Source organism: Permianibacter aggregans (assembly GCF_009756665.1).
Classification (GTDB): Bacteria; Pseudomonadota; Gammaproteobacteria; order Enterobacterales; family Permianibacteraceae; genus Permianibacter; species Permianibacter aggregans.
Genome location: NZ_CP037953.1, coordinates 3692353 through 3712094 on the forward strand (window position 1 = coordinate 3692353; position 19742 = coordinate 3712094).

General features: G+C 55.3%; 19 protein-coding genes. 7 read left to right on the plus strand and 12 right to left on the minus strand.

What is annotated here, in order from left to right:
- From trpA to E2H98_RS16675, 4 genes are all read left to right on the plus strand, one after another.
- Entirely contained in the window at nt 1-783 is a 783-nt protein-coding gene (gene trpA, locus E2H98_RS16660; RefSeq protein WP_133592364.1) for a tryptophan synthase subunit alpha, read from the plus strand.
- 107 nt (nt 784-890) lie between these two features.
- Entirely contained in the window at nt 891-3002 is a 2112-nt protein-coding gene (locus E2H98_RS16665; RefSeq protein WP_133592366.1) for a hypothetical protein, read from the plus strand.
- Between the two features lies 1 nt (nt 3003).
- The gene (locus E2H98_RS16670; protein WP_232475426.1) at nt 3004-3501 is read left to right on the plus strand and encodes a GNAT family N-acetyltransferase; all 498 of its coding nucleotides are present in this window, start codon (nt 3004-3006) and stop codon (nt 3499-3501) included.
- 91 nt (nt 3502-3592) lie between these two features.
- Nucleotides 3593-4045 (plus strand): universal stress protein, encoded by a 453-nt coding sequence (locus E2H98_RS16675; RefSeq protein ID WP_133592368.1) that lies wholly within the window; start codon nt 3593-3595, stop codon nt 4043-4045.
- A gap of 19 nt (nt 4046-4064) precedes the next feature.
- Here E2H98_RS16675 and hisD read toward each other — a convergent pair whose 3' ends face one another.
- The 7 genes from hisD to hisG all read right to left on the minus strand — a co-directional run bounded on the left by hisD (nt 4065) and on the right by hisG (nt 11445).
- Entirely contained in the window at nt 4065-5264 is a 1200-nt protein-coding gene (hisD, locus tag E2H98_RS16680) for a histidinol dehydrogenase (RefSeq protein WP_133592370.1), read from the minus strand.
- A gap of 531 nt (nt 5265-5795) precedes the next feature.
- On the minus strand, nt 5796-7028 hold the full coding sequence (gene hisIE, locus E2H98_RS16685; RefSeq protein ID WP_133592372.1) for a bifunctional phosphoribosyl-AMP cyclohydrolase/phosphoribosyl-ATP diphosphatase HisIE: 1233 nt from the start codon (nt 7026-7028) through the stop codon (nt 5796-5798).
- Nucleotides 7029-7042: 14 nt separating this feature from the next.
- Nucleotides 7043-7810 carry an imidazole glycerol phosphate synthase subunit HisF gene (gene hisF / locus E2H98_RS16690; RefSeq protein ID WP_133592374.1) on the minus strand — a complete coding sequence of 256 codons (768 nt, stop codon included), beginning with the start codon at nt 7808-7810 and terminating at the stop codon, nt 7043-7045.
- Complete coding sequence (gene hisH / locus E2H98_RS16695) at nt 7807-8397, minus strand: imidazole glycerol phosphate synthase subunit HisH (RefSeq protein ID WP_198325158.1); 591 nt, start codon at nt 8395-8397, stop codon at nt 7807-7809. Before hisH ends, hisF begins: the two co-directional genes overlap by 4 nt.
- Before the next feature lie 2 nt (nt 8398-8399).
- Nucleotides 8400-8975 carry an imidazoleglycerol-phosphate dehydratase HisB gene (gene hisB, locus E2H98_RS16700; RefSeq protein ID WP_198325159.1) on the minus strand — a complete coding sequence of 192 codons (576 nt, stop codon included), beginning with the start codon at nt 8973-8975 and terminating at the stop codon, nt 8400-8402.
- On the minus strand, nt 8972-10597 hold the full coding sequence (locus tag E2H98_RS16705; RefSeq protein ID WP_133592380.1) for an aminotransferase class I/II-fold pyridoxal phosphate-dependent enzyme: 1626 nt from the start codon (nt 10595-10597) through the stop codon (nt 8972-8974). Before E2H98_RS16705 ends, hisB begins: the two co-directional genes overlap by 4 nt.
- Nucleotides 10597-11445, minus strand: coding sequence for an ATP phosphoribosyltransferase (gene hisG / locus E2H98_RS16710; RefSeq protein WP_133592382.1), 849 nt, complete (start codon nt 11443-11445; stop codon nt 10597-10599). The genes E2H98_RS16705 and hisG overlap by 1 nt, the downstream gene beginning before the upstream one ends.
- A gap of 349 nt (nt 11446-11794) precedes the next feature.
- On the opposite strand from hisG, the gene aroA reads away from it, so the two are divergent.
- Nucleotides 11795-13084: a 3-phosphoshikimate 1-carboxyvinyltransferase gene (gene aroA, locus E2H98_RS16715; protein ID WP_157591433.1), complete on the plus strand. Its 1290-nt coding sequence runs from the start codon at nt 11795-11797 to the stop codon at nt 13082-13084.
- A 3-nt stretch (nt 13085-13087) separates the two neighbouring features.
- Nucleotides 13088-14173, plus strand: a complete 1086-nt coding sequence (aroC, locus tag E2H98_RS16720; RefSeq protein WP_133592386.1) for a chorismate synthase — start codon at nt 13088-13090, stop codon at nt 14171-14173.
- Between the two features lie 3 nt (nt 14174-14176).
- On the opposite strand, the gene E2H98_RS16725 is transcribed toward aroC, so the two are convergent.
- The 4 genes from E2H98_RS16725 to arsC form a co-directional block, all read right to left on the minus strand.
- Nucleotides 14177-14974, minus strand: coding sequence for a substrate-binding periplasmic protein (locus tag E2H98_RS16725; RefSeq protein ID WP_157591434.1), 798 nt, complete (start codon nt 14972-14974; stop codon nt 14177-14179).
- 67 nt (nt 14975-15041) lie between these two features.
- Nucleotides 15042-15398: a DUF2069 domain-containing protein gene (locus E2H98_RS16730; RefSeq protein ID WP_133592390.1), complete on the minus strand. Its 357-nt coding sequence runs from the start codon at nt 15396-15398 to the stop codon at nt 15042-15044.
- 42 nt (nt 15399-15440) lie between these two features.
- Nucleotides 15441-16013 (minus strand): NAD(P)H:quinone oxidoreductase, encoded by a 573-nt coding sequence (wrbA, locus tag E2H98_RS16735; protein WP_133592392.1) that lies wholly within the window; start codon nt 16011-16013, stop codon nt 15441-15443.
- A complete protein-coding gene (gene arsC / locus E2H98_RS16740; protein WP_133592394.1) occupies nt 16010-16357 on the minus strand; it encodes an arsenate reductase (glutaredoxin) in 348 nt (115 codons plus the stop codon). The genes wrbA and arsC overlap by 4 nt, the downstream gene beginning before the upstream one ends.
- Before the next feature lie 50 nt (nt 16358-16407).
- Here arsC and E2H98_RS16745 point away from each other — a divergent pair, with 50 nt between their 5' ends.
- A complete protein-coding gene (locus E2H98_RS16745) occupies nt 16408-17607 on the plus strand; it encodes a YihY family inner membrane protein (protein ID WP_157591435.1) in 1200 nt (399 codons plus the stop codon).
- A gap of 33 nt (nt 17608-17640) precedes the next feature.
- Here E2H98_RS16745 and E2H98_RS16750 read toward each other — a convergent pair whose 3' ends face one another.
- Entirely contained in the window at nt 17641-19350 is a 1710-nt protein-coding gene (locus tag E2H98_RS16750; protein ID WP_133592398.1) for a hypothetical protein, read from the minus strand.
- Nucleotides 19351-19742 lie beyond the last annotated feature (392 nt).

Here is a 19742-nt window from a genome sequence, read left to right on the forward strand (position 1 = left end):
ATGAATCGTTACCAGCATATGTTTGCCCGTTTGCGCGACGAGAAAAAAGGCGCGTTGATTCCATTTCTGATGCTAGGCGATCCGGATCCGGAAACCTCATTCAAGACCATTTGTGCCGTGATCGATGCCGGCGCAGATGGACTGGAACTTGGCATTCCCTACAGCGACCCGGTCGCAGACGGCCCGACGATTGTGCAGGCCGCCAACCGTGCGCTGACAGCCGGCGTGACGCCGGCAAGCGCGCTGCAAATCGTTGCCAAGGTGCGCGCGAAATATGCCGAGCTACCGATCGGCCTACTGGTTTATGCCAATCTTGTTTACGCCAGCGGTGTTGCCGAGTTTTATCGGCAGGCGAAAGTGGCTGGCGTCGACTCGATATTGGTTCCCGACGTGCCACTGCGCGAAGCCGATTTATTGCAAGATGCCGGCAAACAGCATGACATCGATACCGTGTTTATTCTGCCCCCGAACGCGTCGGAAACGACCGCTCGTGAGGTCGCCGCGCGCTCGCAGGGATACGTTTACTTGCTGTCTCGTGCCGGGGTGACTGGTTCGGAAACCCAGGCCGGCATGCCGCTGTCGCATCTGCTGCGGCGTTTGCAGGAACAACAGTCGGCACCACCAATCCTCGGCTTTGGTATCTCAACGCCGGAACAGGTGACGCAGGCGATCAGCGAGGGCGCGGCCGGTGTCATTGTCGGTTCGGCGCTGGTTGCCAGAACGACGCAATGCAGCACCGAGCAATTGGCCGATTACATCCGTTCCTTGAAGGCAGCGACCTGAGCCTGGTCATCTCGCCGTCACTGGCAGTGAGCCTCGCAATCGACTATTGTGCCGTTTAGCCAGAGCGCCTGCGCTCGGCAGAAAAACGCAGAACAAAGGAGATGGGGATGGCTCACCAGTGGCGGTTTTTTCGGTCTGGCGGTTTTGATCAGGTTCGGCTCGATTCTATTGATGATTGGCAACAACTCGGTTCGCTGGATAAAAAGCTGTGGGCAGCACTGAGCTGTCCGGTCAAAGGCCTGGAATTCGACCAACGCACGCTCGAGTATCTCGACAGTGACAACGACGGTCGGGTGCGGGTGGAGGAAGTGCAGGCGGCGGTTGCCTGGTGCCTGTCGGTACTGAAACAACCGGATGTGTTGTTGAAGGGCAATGAATTGCCGCTGGCCGCCATCGACGCGATGAGTGAAGAAGGCGCCCGCCTGCAAGCTTCGGCGCAACAGATTCTGCAAAACCTCAAGAAGCCGGAAGCGAAAGCGCTGTCGGTCGATGACACCAAAGACCTGAGTAAAATTTTTCCGGCCGATCAGTTCAATGGCGACGGTGTCGTGCCGGAAGCGCTGGCCCACGATGGCGAACAGCGGCAACTGGTGCGCGACATATTGGTCAGCGGCTTCACCAGCACCGATCGCAGTGGTGAGCCCGGTATCACCGCCGATCAAATAGACGGTTTTCTGGGTGAAGCGAAAACCTGGTTGCAATGGCGCGAGCAGGGCAAGCAAGTCGAGTTGCCGTTCGCCGACAAAACGGCCGATGTTCATGCCTTGGTGCAAACGCTTAAAGCCAAAGTCGATGATTTCTTTGTTCGTTGCCAACTGGCCGCTTATGACCCGCAAGCGACAACGGCACTAAATGCCTCCAGCGATGATTTTGCCAACTTGTCGCGTAAGTTGCTCAGCACCAGCGAAGTCAATATTGATCATCTGCCGATTGCTCATGTCAACGCCGAGGGCCGTTTACCATTGCGGGGTGGTGTGCATCCGCATTGGCGCGAAGCCTTGCATAAATTGGCCGAATACCTGAATGAAAAAAACGGACAGGAAGAACTGAGTCTTGAACAATGGCAGGCATTGAATGCGCTGCTACAGCCCTACGATCAGTGGCTGAACGACAAACCGAAAACCGCGGTTTCGGCACTGGGCGATGAACGCCTGCAACAGATTCTGCAAGGCGCCACCATTGAAGTGCTGCGCGATTTGAGCATCAAGGATGCGGCAAAAAAATCCGAGGCGGAAAGTGTGCTCGATGTCGACAAGCTGATTCGTTATCAGGCGAACTTGCGCGATTTGCTGCGCAATTTTGTCAATCTGGAGCAGTTCTATCACCCAAAAAAAACGGCCGTGTTCCAGAATGGTCGTTTGTATATCGATTCGCGCAGTTGTGATTTGTGCGTCGAAGTGCTGGACGCTGGCAAACACGCGAAAATGGCCAACCACAGTGGCACCTATTTGTTATATCTCGATTGCCACCGCCCTGGCAGCAAGGAAAATCGAACCATCGTCGCTGCCGTTACCGCTGGTGATTCCGGCAACCTGATGATCGGCCGCAACGGTATTTTTTATGATCAGCAGGGTCGTGACTGGGACGCCACCGTGACGAAAATCGTCGAGCACCCGATCAGTGTACGCGAGGCGTTTTTCATGCCCTACCGACGGATATCACGAATGATTTCCGAACAAGTGCAGAAATTTGCCGCCGCCAAAGACAAGGAAATTGAAACCAAGTCAGCCGCTGGCGTTGGTGATGCGGCGAAAACCGCCGAGGCGGGCAGCAAAGCGCCTTCCACGTTTGATGTCGCCAAATTCGCTGGTATTTTCGCCGCGATCGGTTTGGCCATTGGCGCCATCGGTACAGCGCTGGCGGCGGTAATCACCGGCTTTCTCGGCCTGCTCTGGTGGCAAATGCCATTGGCCATTCTTGGCATCATCCTGCTGATTTCCGGGCCCTCAATGTTGCTCGCCTGGTTCAAGCTGCGTCGACGAAATCTGGCGCCGCTGCTCGACGCCAACGGCTGGGCGGTCAATGCCGACGCCAAAATCAGTATTGCTTTCGGTCGTGAATTGACGGCGCTGGCGGAGCTGCCGGAAGGTTCGCGTCGCTCGCTGAAAGACCCGTATGAACCGAAAAGCGTGATGCCCGGTATTGTCTTGCTCGCGGTGCTGATCATCGCCGTCTGGTGGTTGTGGCGTGAAGGATTGCTGAGCCAGTGGTTCGGTTGAGATGAGTGAGCAAAGCGGCTGGCATTTGCGCGCGATGTTGGCCAGTGATGCTGACTCCGTGCTGCGCATTTTCGCCGAAGGCATTGCCACCGGCATTGCCACGTTTGAAACGACATGTCCGGATTGGCAGGGATTTGATCAGCGTTTCCTGTCATCACCGCGTTTGGTAGCCGAGGATCATCGTGGTGTCATTGGCTGGGCCGTATTATCGCCGTTTTCCAGCCGGGCTTGTTACCAGGGCGTTGCCGAAATCAGTGTCTATGTCGCTCAGGCTCACGCCGGTAAAGGCATTGGCAAAGCCCTGCTGCAGCGACTGGTGGAATTGGCTGAGCAACAGGGTTTCTGGACCTTGCAGGCAACGATATTGCGCATCAATGACGCCAGCATTCGCCTGCACGAGCAATGTGGATTCCGCAGGGTGGGTTTCAGGGAACGTATCGCCGAGCGCAATGGCCAGTGGCTGGATACGGTTTTACTGGAGCGGCGGCGTCCGGATTGAGCCAGGTCAATTTCCTGACTCGGTATAGCACTCATTGTATCCAGATAAAGCAACTATGCTTAAAAGATAGAATCAGCAAACGGAGGTGAACATGTTCAAGCAAATACTGGTACCGGTAGACGGTTCCGAGTTGTCGATTGCGGCCGTCAAGCGCGCCGTGAAGTTTGCCAAGGAAGCGAAAGCGCAAATCACCTTTTATCACGCTCAGCCGGCGTTTGTGCCGCCATTGCTCGCTGGCGAAGGCGTCATCATGGATGCCGGCGCCCAGCAGATGTTTGCTGAGTCACGGGAAAAAGAAGCCAAGCACTTGCTGAAAACCGCCACTGATCATGCCGATGCCGAAGGCGTCAAGCATAACGATGTCACGGATATTCACGATGCTCCCTGGCAGGGCATTATTGAAGCCGCGAAGAAAAATAGCTGCGATTTGATTTTCATGTCATCGCATGGCCGTCGCGGTGTCGCTTCACTGCTGCTCGGTAGTGAGACACAGAAAGTGCTGACCCACTGCAAAATACCTGTGCTGGTTTTTCGCGAGTCTTAACGGTCACGCACTCTTTGTGTTACGGCATACGCAGGCGCAAACTTCTGGCATGGTGTTGTAGTCCTTCCGCCTCAGCGATTTCGGCAGCAGCTTGATATAACACGCTGCCGTTACGAATCGTCTGCACTGTCTGCACGCGCAGAAAATCCAATACTGAAAGTCCCGATGAACGGCGTGCGCTGGCGACCGTCGGCAAAGTATGATTCGGGCCCGATAGATAGTCGCCAAGCGCCACCGGACTGCGGGCGCCGATAAACACGGCGCCGGCGTGGCGAATAGTTTCTACACCGATTCCTTCATGGCAAAGCATCAAATGTTCGGCGCCGAAGCGATTGGCAAATTCGATCAGATCAGCTTTTGTTTCGGCGAAAACCAGTTGGATTTGCTGACGCTCTGCGAGCGCACGAGCGGATTCATTTTTTTGCAGTGATTGCTCGAACATCTGCAGCCATTGTCTGCCATTCGAGGCAACAACGGCCAGCGCATCCGGGCCATGTTCGGCCTGGGCAATGGCATCTTCCAGTAGCCATGCTACGTTCTGCTTGCCATCAGCAAGGATCAGCACTTCGCTTGGACCGGCGACGGTGTCGATACGTACCCGGCTTTGCAGCTGCGCTTTCGCTTCGGCGACATAGGCATTGCCGGGGCCAACAATCATGTCGACGCGCGAGAGCCACTCGCAACCATAAGCTGCCGCCGCAATCGCTTGTGCGCCGCCAATACGAACGAATTTCGTGGCGCCAGCAAGACTGGCTGCTGCCAAAAGAGCAGGGTGATCGCTGGGCGAAAGTGCGACACGGGAAACGCAGCCGGCTATGCGGGCTGGAATCAAGGTCATTAAAGCCGTCGAAATCAACGGGAATCGACCGCCGGGGATATAGGCCGCCATGTTTTCAATCGGTAGCAGACGCTGGCCGTATTCGCCGAATTCATCGCTGAACTGCATTTCGGTCAGTGAGTCGCGTTGTTTCTTCGCGAAGCGTTCAATGCGGGTCGCGGCCAGCTTAATCGCTTCGGCTAAAGCTGGTGCCAGTTGGTAGTCAACGAATGGCTTTAGCTCGATGATTTCCGGTGCGAAGCGATCGAAGCGCTCTGAGTATTCGGTAATGGCGATGTCGCCGCGTTCGCGGATGTCGTTAAGCATCGCGCCGACGCGGGTTTGGATTTCGTGTTCATCGGCCAGGGTGGGGCGTTGCCAAGTACTAGTGTTGAGGATCATTTGGGCTTTCACTTTGTGGCATACAGACTCTGTTAATCTCGACTTCGAATGTATTCCTCACGGGATCAGTCGAGTTTGATTCCAACCTTTGCCGGTTCCCGGACCGGCGACCGGGTTACTTTCTCTTGTTCGCGCAAGAGAAAGTAACCAAAGACAAATTCGCCGGAGCGAATTTGGACGGCGGAGCCGCCCGTAGGGCGAATGCCACGGATGGCATTCGTCAAAGCGCGCCCCGAAGCGCCAGGTGAGAGCTGTTGCTTCGACTTGGCCGTTCCGGCAACGAGTCATCTCCGGCTCGGGCCGCATTGACGCGGCATCCATGCCTTATCAGTGCTACGCCAGCTATCCCTGCTGGCGTACCCGGCCTACGATGACTCGTTGCCGGCTGGCGCATACGGGGGCCCCGTTTTTTCTTTTCGATGCTGGTGACTTCGAAAGAAAAAGCAATTACTGGTTTTAAATCCTGATACATATTCTGTCACTCCCGCGAAGGCGGGAGTCCAGTAAATTTTGTTCAAAGCGCTAGCGCAACTATTTCTGCCTTGCCCTAAGTTCATTCTCAATCTCCGCCAGCGACACACCTTTCGCTCTGGCGTTGACCAAGGCAAAGTAAAGCAAATCGGCCGCTTCCCAGCGCACATGTTCTGGCTCTGTCGCTTCGATCAGCTCTTCGGTTTCCTCCCGCAGTTTGGCGACGCGCAGGGCTTCGACATCAAACAGGGTTTTGGTATACGAACCAGCCGGAGCATGGGTTTGGCGTTGCTCAAGCACTTTATCGAGACTGCTCAGTGTGAAGCGCTGGCGCTGGCTTGGAAAGCAGGACCAGCGGTTCAGGTGGCAGGCGACGTCGCTTTGCTCGACCCTGAAAATCAGCGTGTCGCCATCGCAATCGACATCGACTTTCTGCAGGCGCTGAACGTGGCCGCTGGTTTCGCCTTTGCGCCAGAGTTGATTGCGCGAGCGGGAGAAATAAATGCCGGCACGTTCGCTGAGTGCTGCTCGTAAACTTTCTTCGTTTGAATACGCCAGCATTAGCACTTCATTGCTCAGCGCGTCCTGAACGATGGTCGGTATCAGGCCATCCTGTTTGGCGAAATCAATGCCGGCAATCAGTGCGTCTTCAAGCGTAAAGCGACCGGTGTAAATCGCCATACCGATCTGACCGTTGGCGCCAAGCGAACGAAGCAAGCGAATGTCATCGAGCGTCGTGATGCCGCCGGCGATGGTGATCGGTATCGGCGAGGCTTCGACGACGGCGCGTACGCGTGGCTCATCGAGGCCTTGCAACATGCCTTCTTTTTGCACTTGGGTATAGAGAAATTCCGAACAGCGTTTGGCCATTTCCGGAATCAAATCCAGCACCTGTTCGCCACTGCCGGCGGTCCAGCCGCGAGTGACGAGTTCATCGCCCTTGGCGTCAATGGCGAAGATCAATGCGTCTTTCGGCAGTTTGCTGACCCAGTCTTCTCGCGCGGCAGTGCCGAGAATGATTTTGCTGGCGCCACTTTTCAGGTATTCGATCGCGGTTTCCAGATTGCGAATGCCGCCGCCAACCCGGCAGGGGCGGCGCTTCAGCAGTGACTTGATCAGGGCTCTGTTGTCACCTTCACCGAGCGCCGCGTTCAGGTCGATCAACGCGACTTCACCGTACAGCGAGAATTGTTCAAGCAGTTGCTCGACATCATCGCGTGCCAGCACTTTTTCTTTGCCTTGACGCCATTGCACGGCCTGGCCGTTATATAAATCAATACTTGGTATTAACATGTTGTTATCTCGAATCAGATTTCAGTGCGCACAGCGATACCGCTGTTGCGTAATTCGGCTTTCAGTTCCCGGATATCGAGTTCACCGCGATGAAAGATGCCGGCCGCGAGTGCCGCATCGACACCTTGCTGAAACGCTTCAACAAAATGCGCCGAAGTTTTTGCGCCACCGGAAGCAATGACTGGAATACGCATCGTGCGCGCCAGCTCGGCGGTCAACGCCAACTCGAAGCCTTCGCCGGTGCCATCCCGATCAATGCAAGTCAGCAGCAATTCTCCAGCGCCGCGTTCAGCCACTTCATGTCCCCACTGCGCAGCATTCTTACCAGTTGGTGTGCGGCCGCCGTGGCTCAACACTTCAAAATGGCTTTGCTCGGGCAAACGGAAGTCGATGGCGACAACGATGCATTGACTACCGAATTGTTTTGCCGATTGATCAATCAGCTCCGGTTGTTTCAGCGCTGCCGAATTGATCGACACCTTGTCGGCGCCGGCATCCAGCAACGCATAGATATCGTCGAGTTCGCGAATGCCGCCGCCAACCGTGAACGGAATCGATAGCGTGCGCGCCACTTGCCGGACAATATCAAGCTGGGTGCGTTTGCCTTCCGGGCTGGCGCTGATATCGAGCAGCACGATTTCATCGGCGCCTTGTTGTTGATAGCGGTAGGCGAGTGCTACCGGATCGCCCAAATCCTGCAAATCAACAAACTTGACGCCTTTGACGACGCGTCCGTCTTTCATGTCGAGGCAGGGTATGATGCGTTTCAGCAAACCGTTCATGCGACCGTCTCCGACCTGAGCCACTGACGCAACAGGCGTTCGCCATAAGCGCCGGATTTTTCCGGATGAAACTGGCAGGCGGTCCAGGAGCCGACACGCAGCGCTGCTACAAAACGCTGCCCGTAATCGGTGTAAGCAATGGCATTGTCTGATTCGGTGACGACAAAACTGTTGACGAAATAGGCATCACCATTCAGTGTTTGCAATGCCTTGTTGAAACGCACCGGCGCCCAACCCATCATCGGTTGCTTCGGGCTTTGCAGGCGGCGAACGACACCGGGCAGTATCGAAAGACCGGCGATGTTGCTGTCTTCCTCGCTCGCTTCAAACAATACTTGCAGACCGACGCAGATACCGAGCAGGGGCTTCTCGCGAATAAACCAGCCTTTCAACACGTCCAGCCAGCCAGCGTTACTCAGCGTTTTCATCACCGGGCCAAAACGCCCCTGACCGGGAATGATCAATTGATCGATGCCATCCAGCGTCGGTTGTTTTAACCGCCGTGGTGTTAACCCAATGCGGGCAACAGCCGCCTCAAGGCTGGTCAGGTTGCCGGCACCGGTTTCGATAATGCCAATGTTCTGCACGTTCAGAGCACTCCCTTGGTGCTGGTGACTTCACTGGTTTGTACACTCAACGCTTCGCGCAGCGCACGCGCCAGCGCTTTGAAAGCGGCTTCAATCAGGTGGTGGTGATTCTCGAAATATTCGGTCTTGATATGCAGCGCAAACTGACCACGTATTGCCAGAGTTTTGAAAAAATGCGGCCACATTTCGGTGGCGATATTGGCAATGGCGTCGCGCTTGAACGGCAGATCAATGACCGCTGCTGGCCGGCCCGATAAATCGACTGCACAGAGCACCAGCGTTTCATCCATCGGTAACAGGCGCTGACCATAACGTGCCAGTCCAGGACGAGCTTGCCGCACCTGATTCAGTGCATCGCCAATGACAATCGCGACATCTTCAATCATGTGGTGATCATCGACATCGATATCGCCTGTGGCATCGATAGTCAAGTTCCAGCCAGCGTGAAAGGCCAGTTGTTCGAGCATGTGATCAAAAAAGGCGAGACCGGTGCGCACGCTGACTTGCCGGTTGCCATCGACATCCAGTTGCAAGCGGATATCGGTTTCTTTGGTTTTACGGTTCAGTTGAATGCTCACAGCAATTCTCCCAAGGCATTGATGTCAGCCAGCACGGTATCGGCACCAGCAGCGAGCAGGGCTTCGATGTTGTCGATACCAATGCCGATGGCAACGGCATTGACGGCGCGCGCTGCACGCATGTCATCGACACTGTCGCCGACCATCCACAGCGCGTTCACTTGTTGCTTGCTACGCAATTGCAGCAGGCCTTCTGGATCGGGTTTGCCGTTTTGCACATCATCGCGGCTGACGATTTGCACCGGGCTCAATCGGCAGAGTTCGGTGCCGGCTTCGGCTTCGATGCGTGGCCTGCCGGTGAAGATGGCGTAGCGGGTGGCGGCCAGTCGTTGCCGCGTTGTTTCGGTCGGCACAGCTTTTTCCTTAAGTCGCAAACCCGGCGATTGCGCGCTGCCCAGATAGAACGTTTGGAACAGATTTTTGACTTGCTCATAATCCACCTGCTTTCCCTGTCGTTGCAGCAAGGCTTGCGTCAGTGTCCAGTCATCGTTGTAACCGCCGCTGTTACGCGTTTCGCGCAAGGCTTCATCACTGGGCTCTTTACCGCCGAGCGCGATGATCGTCGCTTTGACACAGGCATCGTAACTTTCGCGGGTGTCGACCAGAACACCATCCATATCCAGACATAAAAGCTCCGGTGAAAGCGCCGTCAGCAAGGCATCTGATAGCAACTGAGTGTCACTCGGAATCGTGATGCGCAAACAACCCTGCAATTCGTTTTCGGTAAAGGCGCGAACTTTGATGCCAAAGCGTTGCAGATAACGGCTGACCAGCTCGGCGCGTGCGGGTGACAGCGGCAACAACAGAAAATTGCCTTGACTCGGTAATACTTCGAAACCGCGTTGCAGCAGTTTTTCGCGCAGTTCATCACGGGCGCTAGCAATCGTCCGGCAATAGTTCTCCATTTCGCTCAAGGCTTGTGGCTGGCAGGCCGCGCTCGCCATCAGAATCGATGGTGTCGACAGATTGAATGGCGGTGCCATGTTGCGCAGATCGTTCAGCCACTTTTCCTGGCCGAGCAGGCAACCGACGCGCAGACCAGCCAGACCAAAAGCTTTCGAAAAGCTGCGCAGGATGATCAGGTTGTCGAACTGCTCCAGCAAATCCAGCGCGCTTTCACCGGCGAATTCGGCGTAGGCTTCATCGAGCAATACCGGGTTGCCGAAAGCACGCGCTTGCGTGATCAGATAAATCAATTGTTCACGCGTGATCGTTTCACCGGTGGGATTGTTCGGCGAAGTCAGTGCCAACAAGCGACCAGTGGCCTGAATCGGTTCAACAACGGCATCGAGATCGAGTGCGCGATTGGCTTTGCCATCGATGCTGATCACCGAAAGTTCGTTGCGGGCGGCAGTGATCTTGTACATCGAAAACGCCGGCAACGGCAGCACCAGTTGCCGGCGCTGGCGCTTGGCCAGGCGCAGCAATAGATCGATGCCTTCATCGCCGCCATTGGTGGCCAGCACTTGCGCTTCACGCAAGCCGAAGCGCTTGGCGATGGCTAGTTCCAGCGGTTGCCGGTCCGGGTAACGCCACAAACTGCTCATATCGAGCGCCTGCATGGTTTGCGCCGCCCAGAACGGCGTGCCTTCGCAGCGTTCGTTGAAATCGAGTTTCAGCATCAGACCACCTTCCGGATTGGCGTTTCGAGAATATCGGAAGCCCCGGCGCTGATAAGACGTGGTACCAGCATCGCGACATCCTTGGTTGGAATCGCCGCCTTCACGGCAAATCCGCTTTCGTTATAGAGACGGGAAACGGTCGGTGAGCGCATTGCCGGCAGCAAATTGACAATCGCTTCCAGCCGATCTTCCGGACAGTTCATTTCCAGCAGCACCCGGCTGCGACCATTGATGACGCCTTTCATCAGCAGCAGCAGGTTTTCGATCACCTGACGTTTTTGCGGATTGTCGAGCGCGCGTGGGTTGGCGATAAAGCGCGTGCTGCTTTCCAGTACGGTGCCAATGATCTTCAGGCGATTGGCCAGCAGCGTCGCACCGGTGGCAGTGTTGTCGACAATCAGATCGGCATCTTCCGGTGGGAACACTTCAGTGGCGCCGTATGAGCGGACAAAGGTGAAATTGAAGCCTTCACGCTGCAGAAATTGCCGGGTCAGTTGCTCGTACTCGGAGACAGCAATGATGCGGCGCGATTTCAATTCATCGATGTCGCTGGTTTCCGGCACGGCGGCGACGATACGCACCGGATCGAAACCCAAATCCAATAGCTCGGTGACCTCGGCATTTTGCTCCAGCACCCAGTCGTAACCGGCAAAGCCGATATCGTGCTGGTTCAGCGCCAGCAGCGGCGGGATGTTCTGGCTTTTCAGCAGTTTCACTTCGATGCCCGGCATCGACGAGGCCGGGCGATAACTGCGCTCGGCACCGGCCAACCTGACGCCACACTCGCCCAGCAGTTCGCTGACTTTGTCGTAGATGCGGCCTTTGGGAATCACCAGTCGCAATGTCATGTTTGTCTCCAAAAATAAAAAGCCAGAAAAAGAAAAACCCCGTTGGGAGCGCCAACGGGGTTTCGGGAATGCTGTTATTCGTGCAAACGCCTACCGCCGCTGTCGCCTGACAGAGGTGTGATGATGGTGGTGATGGCGTTTGAAAACGTTCACGAATGAAGCCCGACTGAAGAAGATGGCGGCATTACAGCCGATGCAGGTGAGGCTTGTCAATAAAAAATATACAAGGCAAATTAAGTAAATGAAAAATAAATAAAAATAACATGTATATACAGGTGGCGCCGAGGATATGCTCTCCACTCATGACAGCCGCGCTGGAATGACGTTAACATGCCGGTACCGAGTTCAAGTGTTTGATTTTCCTATCATGTCAGCGATCAAGCTGGTACCAAACGGGCCATTCAAAGCCCATATCCGTGTGCCGGGCTCCAAATACCAAGCCAACCGGGCACTGATCATCGCGGCGCTGGCCCAGGGCCAGAGTCGTGTCGGTCCGGTTCCCGACAACGACGATATCGGCCGGGTGCTGCAGGGCATTACCGCGCTCGGCGCCGAAGTATTCAAAGAAGATGATGAGGTGCGGGTCAGTGGTGTCGAGCGGGGCGCCAAGCTGCAGGGCACCGAGATCAACGTCAATGCCAGCGGCACCTTTGCCCGCTTTGTTTCCGCGGTGGCTGCGCTCGGCAGCAAGCCGATCATCATTGATGGTTCGGCACGGATGCGGCAGCGGCCGATGGCCGATTTATGCGCGGCGCTGCGCGCGCTGGGTGCCAGGGTCGAAGGCCAGAACGATGCATTGCCACTGACCATTACCGGTCCATTGCGCGGTGGTGAATGCGCACTGCCGGGTCATGTCAGCAGTCAGTTTCTGTCAGCGTTGTTATTGGCGAGCCCGTATGCGCAACAGGACACGACGATACGGCTTTCTTCTGAATTGGTGTCGCGTCCATTTGTCGACATGACCATCACGTTGATGGCCAAAGCCGGTGTTCAGGTCGATGAATACGACAACGCCTTTTTTATCAGCGCCGGTCAGCGCTATCAGGCGCAAACCTTCGAGCTGGAAGCCGACCCGTGTTCGGCTTCGTATTTTCTTGCGGCGGCAGCGGTCACTGCAGGTGATGTCACCATTGAAGGTTACAACCTGGAATCGGTGCAGGGGGAAGCGCAGTTTCCGATGCTGCTCGATCAAATGGGCTGTCTGGTCAAACGCCTGCCGAATGGTTTGCGTGTTATGAGCACCGGCAAATTGCGTGCGGTGGAAATGGATATGGGCAACATGCCGGATGTCGTGCAAACGGCTGCGATTTTGGCGGCGTTTGCCGAAGGCACTTCGCGCTTCACCAATATCGCCCATTTGATTCACAAGGAATCCAACCGCCTGCATGACACGGCGACTGAGTTACGCAAAATGGGTATCGATGCACAGGCAACCGACGACGCGTTGATCGTTACCGGTGGTCAACCGAAAGGCGCCCGTATTGCCACCCACGATGATCATCGCCAGGCGATGAGTTTTGCCGTGGCCGGTTTGCAGATTCCTGATGTCGTCATTGAAGATGCGGAAGTGGTCGGTAAATCTTTCCCGCAATTCTGGCAAGTGCTGCGTCATGCCGGCGCGGTTTGGCAGGAGGTATAAGCGATGGCTGGCGATAGTTTTGGCACGCTGTTTCGCATCAGTACCTTTGGCGAGTCGCATGGTCCCGGCGTCGGTTGCATTGTGGAAGGTTGCCCTCCGGGATTGAAACTGTGCATTGACGATATTCAACAGGAGTTGGACAGACGCAGGCCCGGACAAAGCAAAATCTCGACCCAGCGCAAAGAGCCGGATAGCGTCGAAGTCTTGTCAGGTTTGTTAAATGGCGTAACCACCGGTACGCCGATTGCGTTGCTGATCCGCAATACTGATCAACGCTCGCATGATTACGATGAAATGTCGGCGCTGTATCGCCCCGGTCATGCCGATTACACCTACCAGCAAAAATACGGTTTACGCGATGTCGCTGGTGGTGGTCGCAGTTCGGCGCGCACGACAGCGGCCTCAGTTGCTGCCGGTGCCATTGCCAAGAAACTGCTGAAAGAACGATTCGGTGTCGCGATTCATGCCTGGGTCAAATCCGTTGGCGCCTTGCAGATGACGACTCCGGCCGAGCAAGTCGATATTTCGATGATCGAAAGCAATCCGGTGCGCTGCCCTGATGCCCAATTAGCTGAGCAAATGCAGTCGCTGATTGAGCAGACGCGCAAGGATGGCGATTCACTCGGTGGTGTGGTCGAGTGTATTGCCAACGGTGTGCCAGTGGGTTGGGGCGAGCCGATTTTTGATCGGCTGGAAGCGGACTTGGCAAAAGCGATGCTGGCGATCAATGCCAGCAAAGGTTTTGAAATTGGTTCCGGTTTTGCCGGCACGGAGAAACGCGGATCTGAACACAACGATCCGTTCTTGATCAAAGACGGAAAGGTGCAGACCGAAGGCAACGATCACGGTGGTGTGCTCGGCGGCATTTCATCGGGTATGCCGGTGGTGTTCCGGGTCGCGTTCAAACCAACTGCGACGATTGCCAAGTTGCAACGTACGATTGATGTCGATGGCAACGCCATTGAGTTTCGCGGTCGCGGTCGACACGATCCTTGCGTGCTGCCCCGTGCGGTGCCGATTGTTGAGGCCATGGCTGCGCTGGTATTGGCTGATCATGCATTGCGCGCAGCAGCGTTGTTACGCGATTAAAAATTATTCGGCAGGCGGCGGCATTGTACTAGCTGCCTGTTCGAACTGTCGGTAAATCGCTTTGTACGTGCCATCTTCGCGCATCGTTGCCAGCGTGGCGCTGATCGCTGGCAACGTGTCGAGATACGTCGAGTGACGACCCAGCATCAGGTAGTAAGGGGTTTTGTCGAGTACGTTATCAAGCTTGATCAGTTTGTCACCGAGATCCAGCAAGTGAATCTGTTTCAGCGTATCAATATCACTTTGAATGACCACATCGACACGCTGTGCCGCCAGCATGCGCAGCACTGACTGCATATCACTGCTCCATTCGATATCAATGCCAAGCGGCACCAAACGTGAGGTGGTCCAGCCATCACCGAGATAAGTGGCGACAGTTAATCCTTTTAACTCCGGCAGTGAGGTGATTTTTTGCAGGAACGGCAGTTTGGGATGTTGTCGATACGTGAAGATCGAATTGTTCAACTCCATGACCGGCACACTAGTCGACGCCGTGTATTCGTTGCGTTCCAATGTTCGTATGGTAATAAAGCCATCGCGCTCGCCCAGTCGAACCAAGCGTTGCGCTCGGGCCCATGGCATGGCTTCACATTGATAGGGAAGATTCAGGCGTTTTAGCGCTTGGTGAATCAGTTTGTACTGGAGGCTTTGGCAGCCATCTTCAAATGGACTTTCCAGCGTGACCAACTGCAGTGGTGAAGGTGCTGGCGGCGCTTCGGCGGCAGCGCCAAGTTGCACGGCGAAAAATAGCAGCAGCGACAGCCAGCAAGTTTTTCCAGCATCCGCGATCAATTTCAACACCACCGGACTCCAGGTTCAGCAAGCACATCTTTACGCCTGGCGGTGGTGTTGACGCGGCATGCGCCGATCACTCCGGAGTTTGTCGTTGCACTGCCTGGTTGATGATGCGCGCGGCATAAAGACATGCCACGAAAATCACGATACTGAGCACCAGCTCCATACCGGCCCACAACCACTCGGCGGCACTGGCCGTCAGTGTAACGATGGCGTGGCTGAAGTATAGAAGCATTATCAGCGCCGTATAGACAAACGCGACCCGAAAACCGCGCAACAGCGGCCACAGGATGATCAATAACGGCACGACTGCGATCAGCGTACTGATTAGCGGTGTTGGCGTCGGTACGCGCCAGTTCCAGAACACCAGCAATGCCAGCAAAAACAGCACACTGACTACGGCCAGACGATGCCAGGCAGAAAAACTCATGATGACCTCATTGATGAGATGGTTTTCATTAACTCAACACGTTTATTCCGATGCCAGACGCACCGCGTAAGTTGCCAGCCGTTTGCCCAGTGCCCGACACAGGCGTTTTTCTTCTTCCGTCAATTCTCGATCATTTTTGGCGCCGGCAGTATGGCTGGCTCCATAGGGCGTGCCACCGGATTCGGTGCGCATCAGATCGCTTTCGGTATACGGGATTCCGGTCAGCAACATGCCGTGATGCAACAACGGCAGGCTCATCGATAGCAGTGTCGATTCCTGGCCGCCATGCAAACTACCGGTTGAGGTAAACACGGCGGCAGGTTTGCCAGCCAACGCACCGGAGAGCCAGATGTCGCTGGTGGTTTCCAAAAACGCTTTCAAGGCGGCGCTCATTTGTCCGAAACGGGTAGGGCTGCCGAGCGCAAGGCCACTGCATTGCCGCAATTCTTCTTTGCTGACCAACACGCCGTTTTCCTCGTCGGCATTTCTGCCGAACGGTGGCACCGTGCGCAGCAGGGCTTCAACGCCGTCGACTTCTTCGATACCACGAGCGATATAGCGCGCCATGTCAGCGGTGTGTCCGTGCACCGAGTAATAAAGGACAAGAATGTTCATAACAAGGTCCGAACGTTTTCCGGTGGCCGACCAAAAACGGCGCGCTGGCCATTGCTGACAATCGGGCGTTCCAGCAGTGCTGGATGCTGGTGCAGGGCGGCAAACAATTGATCATCAGTCAGCGTCGGCTTGCGTAAGCCAAGCTCGCTGAACAGCGCTTCTTTTTGCCGGAACATATCACGCACCTCAACGCCGAGTTGTTGACGCAAGGTTTTCAGTGTCGCGATCGATGGCGGGTTTTTTTGATACTCGACAATGTCGGCCTTAATGCCAAGTTGCTCCAGCAATGCCAGGGTTTCTCGCGATTTGCTGCAACGGGAATGATGATAAATGGTCCAGGTCATCTGCTACACTCCGGCTTTGATGAGTTTTATTGTACCGCATGGTGAGCGAAGTGAGTTGGCAGCTGCGACGTGACTGGTTTGTTGGCATGATTCGTTTCGTGTTTCGTCGTTTCGGCCAAGATCGCTGCCAGGCTGTTGCCGCCAATCTGACCATCACCAGTTTGCTGGCCTTGGTGCCGCTATTTACCGTCATTGCGGGCATGTTCAATTTATTGCCAGGTATGCAGAGTGCACAAAAAGCGCTCGGTGATTTTTTGTTCACCCACTTTCTGCCAACGAGCGGCACGACGTTACAAAAGCATCTCGAAGAGTTTGTCGACCGTGCAGGGCAATTGCAATTCGCGGGTTTTGTGTTCCTGTTTGTGACGGCGCTGCTGTTGATGAACACGATCGACAAAGCGTTGAACGAAATTTGGGGTTCTTTGCCGAGCAGGCGCTTGGGTCGTAAATGGCTGGTTTACTGGGCCTTGCTGACAGCGGGCCCAATCCTGATTGGTTCTGGTCTGGCAGTCAGTTCCTATTTGTTTTCCCTGCCGTATTTCAGTGACGCCGCCACATTTGCCGGCGGTGGGCTGTTGCGTCTGGTGCCACCCGCGTTAACGATTGTTGGCTTCTGGTTGCTCTACATGTGGGTGCCGAATCGCAACATTGTTTACTGGCATGCGCTGATTTCGGCGACGGTCGCCGCTTTGTTGTTTGAGCTCAGCAAACGCGCTTTTGGTTACTACATCAGTTCGGTGCCGACCTATGAAGTGATTTTCGGCGCCATGGCGGTTTTGCCGATACTGGTGATTTGGGTGTACCTGAGTTGGGCCATCATTCTATTTGGTGCCGAACTTTGTCATGCGATTGGATCGTTCAAGCTGAGCACCGGTCGCATTACCGATCCGTTTATTGTGGCGGTCAGGTTGATCGGCGATGTGTTGGCGGCTCAATCACGTGGTCGATTGGTCAAGGAAGAGGACTTGCTGAGTCGGGCCGAAAGTGAAAACGCCGAGGTGGTGTTTACGGCATTGGAGGAACGTGGTTGGCTTGGCCGGGTTCGAGAGGAAGAAATCTGTTTTGCTCGTGATCCGGAGCTAGCCAGTCTTTATGACATGCGCGCCGAATTCCCATGGCGGATGCCCAATGCCAAGGATGTCGCCAAAGAACTTGGCATCGAACATCCTATGGCAAAGGAACTGATTGCGCTGGAAAAATCCCTGAAAGAAACAATGAAAGTGCCGGTCAAGGAATTGTTGAAGTTTTAATCGAGTTCGCGCCTGAAAGGGCGCGAATTTTTCTCAATGATCGCCGGGCAGTGGCACGTTATCCAAGGTGATCGGGCCATCATCATCGTCGCTATTGGTCGATGGTGAACGCGCCTCGATGTCGTCGTGGTGGTAAACCTGATAGAAGAAGCGCTCGACCATCGGTGTTGCTTCAACCCGCATTCTGGCGCGAACCGACAATGCTTCCACACCAATGGTCAACACCAATTGCCGGCCGTCCTGATACAGACCGCGTTGAGCGACGACGGTAGGGCTGGCAAGGCCATGCATTTCTTCGCCGGATACCAGCAGTGCCGGTTGGGCGGTGGTTTCGATGCGGTTGCCTTTGCGCGCCCGAATGGTAACGGCCTGAATATCGCCTTTGATGAATTGCATACCGAGTGTCGTGCCTTTGCGCTTGTCGCCACGCAGCCAGCGCACGACACCGAGCACCCAGCGCATCGTCGGTTGGCCATCGACGTATTCGCGCATCGCCGCCAATTGCCCGACCCGCAGATAGTCGACGGCATCATGATGCTGGGTCAGACAAATACCGCCATCGGAGGCGTTGACGGCATCCCAGCGCAGATCTTGTGGATCATCCCGCTCCAGCTTTTTCGCCAGGGTCAGGCGGTTGGCATTGCGGGCGTCCGGGTCGGCATTCGGCGACAGTGGGTCTTGCCAGGTCAATACCTGATGTATTTGTTGTAGACCCCAGATCACGTCGAGCTGGTTGATCACCGGGTAGCGCGGGGCATGCCGCTCGACCCGGAAATCCCAGTGCGAAGACATCCGTTGCAGCAGATTCAGCGCTTCTTGCGGATTCAGACCCGGATAAAAGCCGGGATTCGGCAGCTGATGTTCGCGCTCCAGATCTTCAATTTGCTGGGTCAGCTTCAGTGTCAGATCGTGGGTGATCAGCAAACGAATGCGTGGATCTTCCGGATCTTCGAGCGCGTTGACGCCATAGCGCGGCTTGGCTTCGCCGGACAAATCGACAACAAAGCAGTTGCGCTTGGTGAAATCGTCCGGGTCGGCGCTGATTTTGGCCAGCGGCGTCCAGTGCGCCAGGTATTTGTTCATTTCCCAGTGTTCGCCGCGGTCCATCTGGTAAGGATTGGCCAGCGAAATCAGGCAGGCGCGGACATAGTTGTCCTGAATGGTCGCCATGCAGTGCTTGTAGTGCTCCGGCAGCGCTTCGACCTGCTCCAGCTTTTGTTCACTGGCGTAGGAGAACAGCGCATTCAATTCACGCCAGACATAAATCGGCACAGGAGAATAAGTTTCGTAGTGCTCGAGCAGAATGACGCTCAGGTAATGAATGGCCAGGTTGATGGCTCGGGTCAGCGGCTTTTCCTTGCTCCAGAAACTGCGCTTTTCAATCAGGCCGATGACCAGCATCTTGTGCGCGAACGACATCTCGCGGGTCAGTGTGCTGAGCTCGTCGGTTTCGGCGCGGCCGGCGAATTGCTGACCGCGGGGGCGCAGCACAATTTTCGGCCGGTAATAATCACTGATCAGTTCGTAGGTATGGTCGAACAGCGCGACCAGTTCGGCGCGCTGATTAACTGAGACTTCTGTTCTATTAAGACTGGCGATTGCTTGCGATACTTGCGGAACTGTACGCTTCATGTCGCCGTATGGCAGTCCTTCCAGCCAGCGCTTCAGCGCCTCCGGACGGGTTTCAACCATTAAATGCTGGCCCTGTTGCTGAGCCGGGAAAGTGAGTCGCAAAGCTTCCATGAGGGAAAAGGGGTCTCCAACGTTAGCCATCCATGTCAGGCGCTTGGTTACCGGTGTGCACGGTTGTCAGTTATTTGTTTGCAAGCGCGGCGCTACTTTACGTGCAGTTGAGGGCTTTGACAACGAGGTCCGCACGCCGGTCCCATAAGGCAATAGTAGTTAGCGATGCAACAAATCCCAAGCGTGGCAGGGGCAAAATTGGTGAATTTCTTTGTTCTGTACGTTAGCGCCTTTACCAGTGATCGCGGAAACGCCTAAATTTTTTGGAACAATGTACAAAAAGAGCCAGTAGTGATTGCACCTGAATGGCGCAGTCAACGCCTGATATCGGCAGGTAAGTTGTTCAATGCCTGAGCAGCAAGACAAATTGGTTTACAAATCAGTGATTTGGG

Bases quoted from the DNA above. Each gene is read 5' to 3' on its own strand.
- hisF (WP_133592374.1), bottom strand. From the start codon at position 7,810: ATGAACGGTTTGCTGAAACGCATCATACCCTGCCTCGACATGAAAGAC.
- hisD (WP_133592370.1), bottom strand. From the start codon at position 5,264: ATGATCCTCAACACTAGTACTTGGCAACGCCCCACCCTGGCCGATGAA.
- arsC (WP_133592394.1), bottom strand. From the start codon at position 16,357: ATGACCTGGACCATTTATCATCATTCCCGTTGCAGCAAATCGCGAGAA.
- E2H98_RS16665 (WP_133592366.1), top strand. From the start codon at position 891: ATGGCTCACCAGTGGCGGTTTTTTCGGTCTGGCGGTTTTGATCAGGTT.
- E2H98_RS16750 (WP_133592398.1), bottom strand. From the start codon at position 19,350: ATGGAAGCTTTGCGACTCACTTTCCCGGCTCAGCAACAGGGCCAGCAT.
- aroC (WP_133592386.1), top strand. From the start codon at position 13,088: ATGGCTGGCGATAGTTTTGGCACGCTGTTTCGCATCAGTACCTTTGGC.
- trpA (WP_133592364.1), top strand. From the start codon at position 1: ATGAATCGTTACCAGCATATGTTTGCCCGTTTGCGCGACGAGAAAAAA.
- hisG (WP_133592382.1), bottom strand. From the start codon at position 11,445: ATGACATTGCGACTGGTGATTCCCAAAGGCCGCATCTACGACAAAGTC.
- E2H98_RS16670 (WP_232475426.1), top strand. From the start codon at position 3,004: ATGAGTGAGCAAAGCGGCTGGCATTTGCGCGCGATGTTGGCCAGTGAT.
- E2H98_RS16730 (WP_133592390.1), bottom strand. From the start codon at position 15,398: ATGAGTTTTTCTGCCTGGCATCGTCTGGCCGTAGTCAGTGTGCTGTTT.
- E2H98_RS16705 (WP_133592380.1), bottom strand. From the start codon at position 10,597: ATGCTGAAACTCGATTTCAACGAACGCTGCGAAGGCACGCCGTTCTGG.
- E2H98_RS16675 (WP_133592368.1), top strand. From the start codon at position 3,593: ATGTTCAAGCAAATACTGGTACCGGTAGACGGTTCCGAGTTGTCGATT.
- hisIE (WP_133592372.1), bottom strand. From the start codon at position 7,028: ATGTTAATACCAAGTATTGATTTATATAACGGCCAGGCCGTGCAATGG.
- wrbA (WP_133592392.1), bottom strand. From the start codon at position 16,013: ATGAACATTCTTGTCCTTTATTACTCGGTGCACGGACACACCGCTGAC.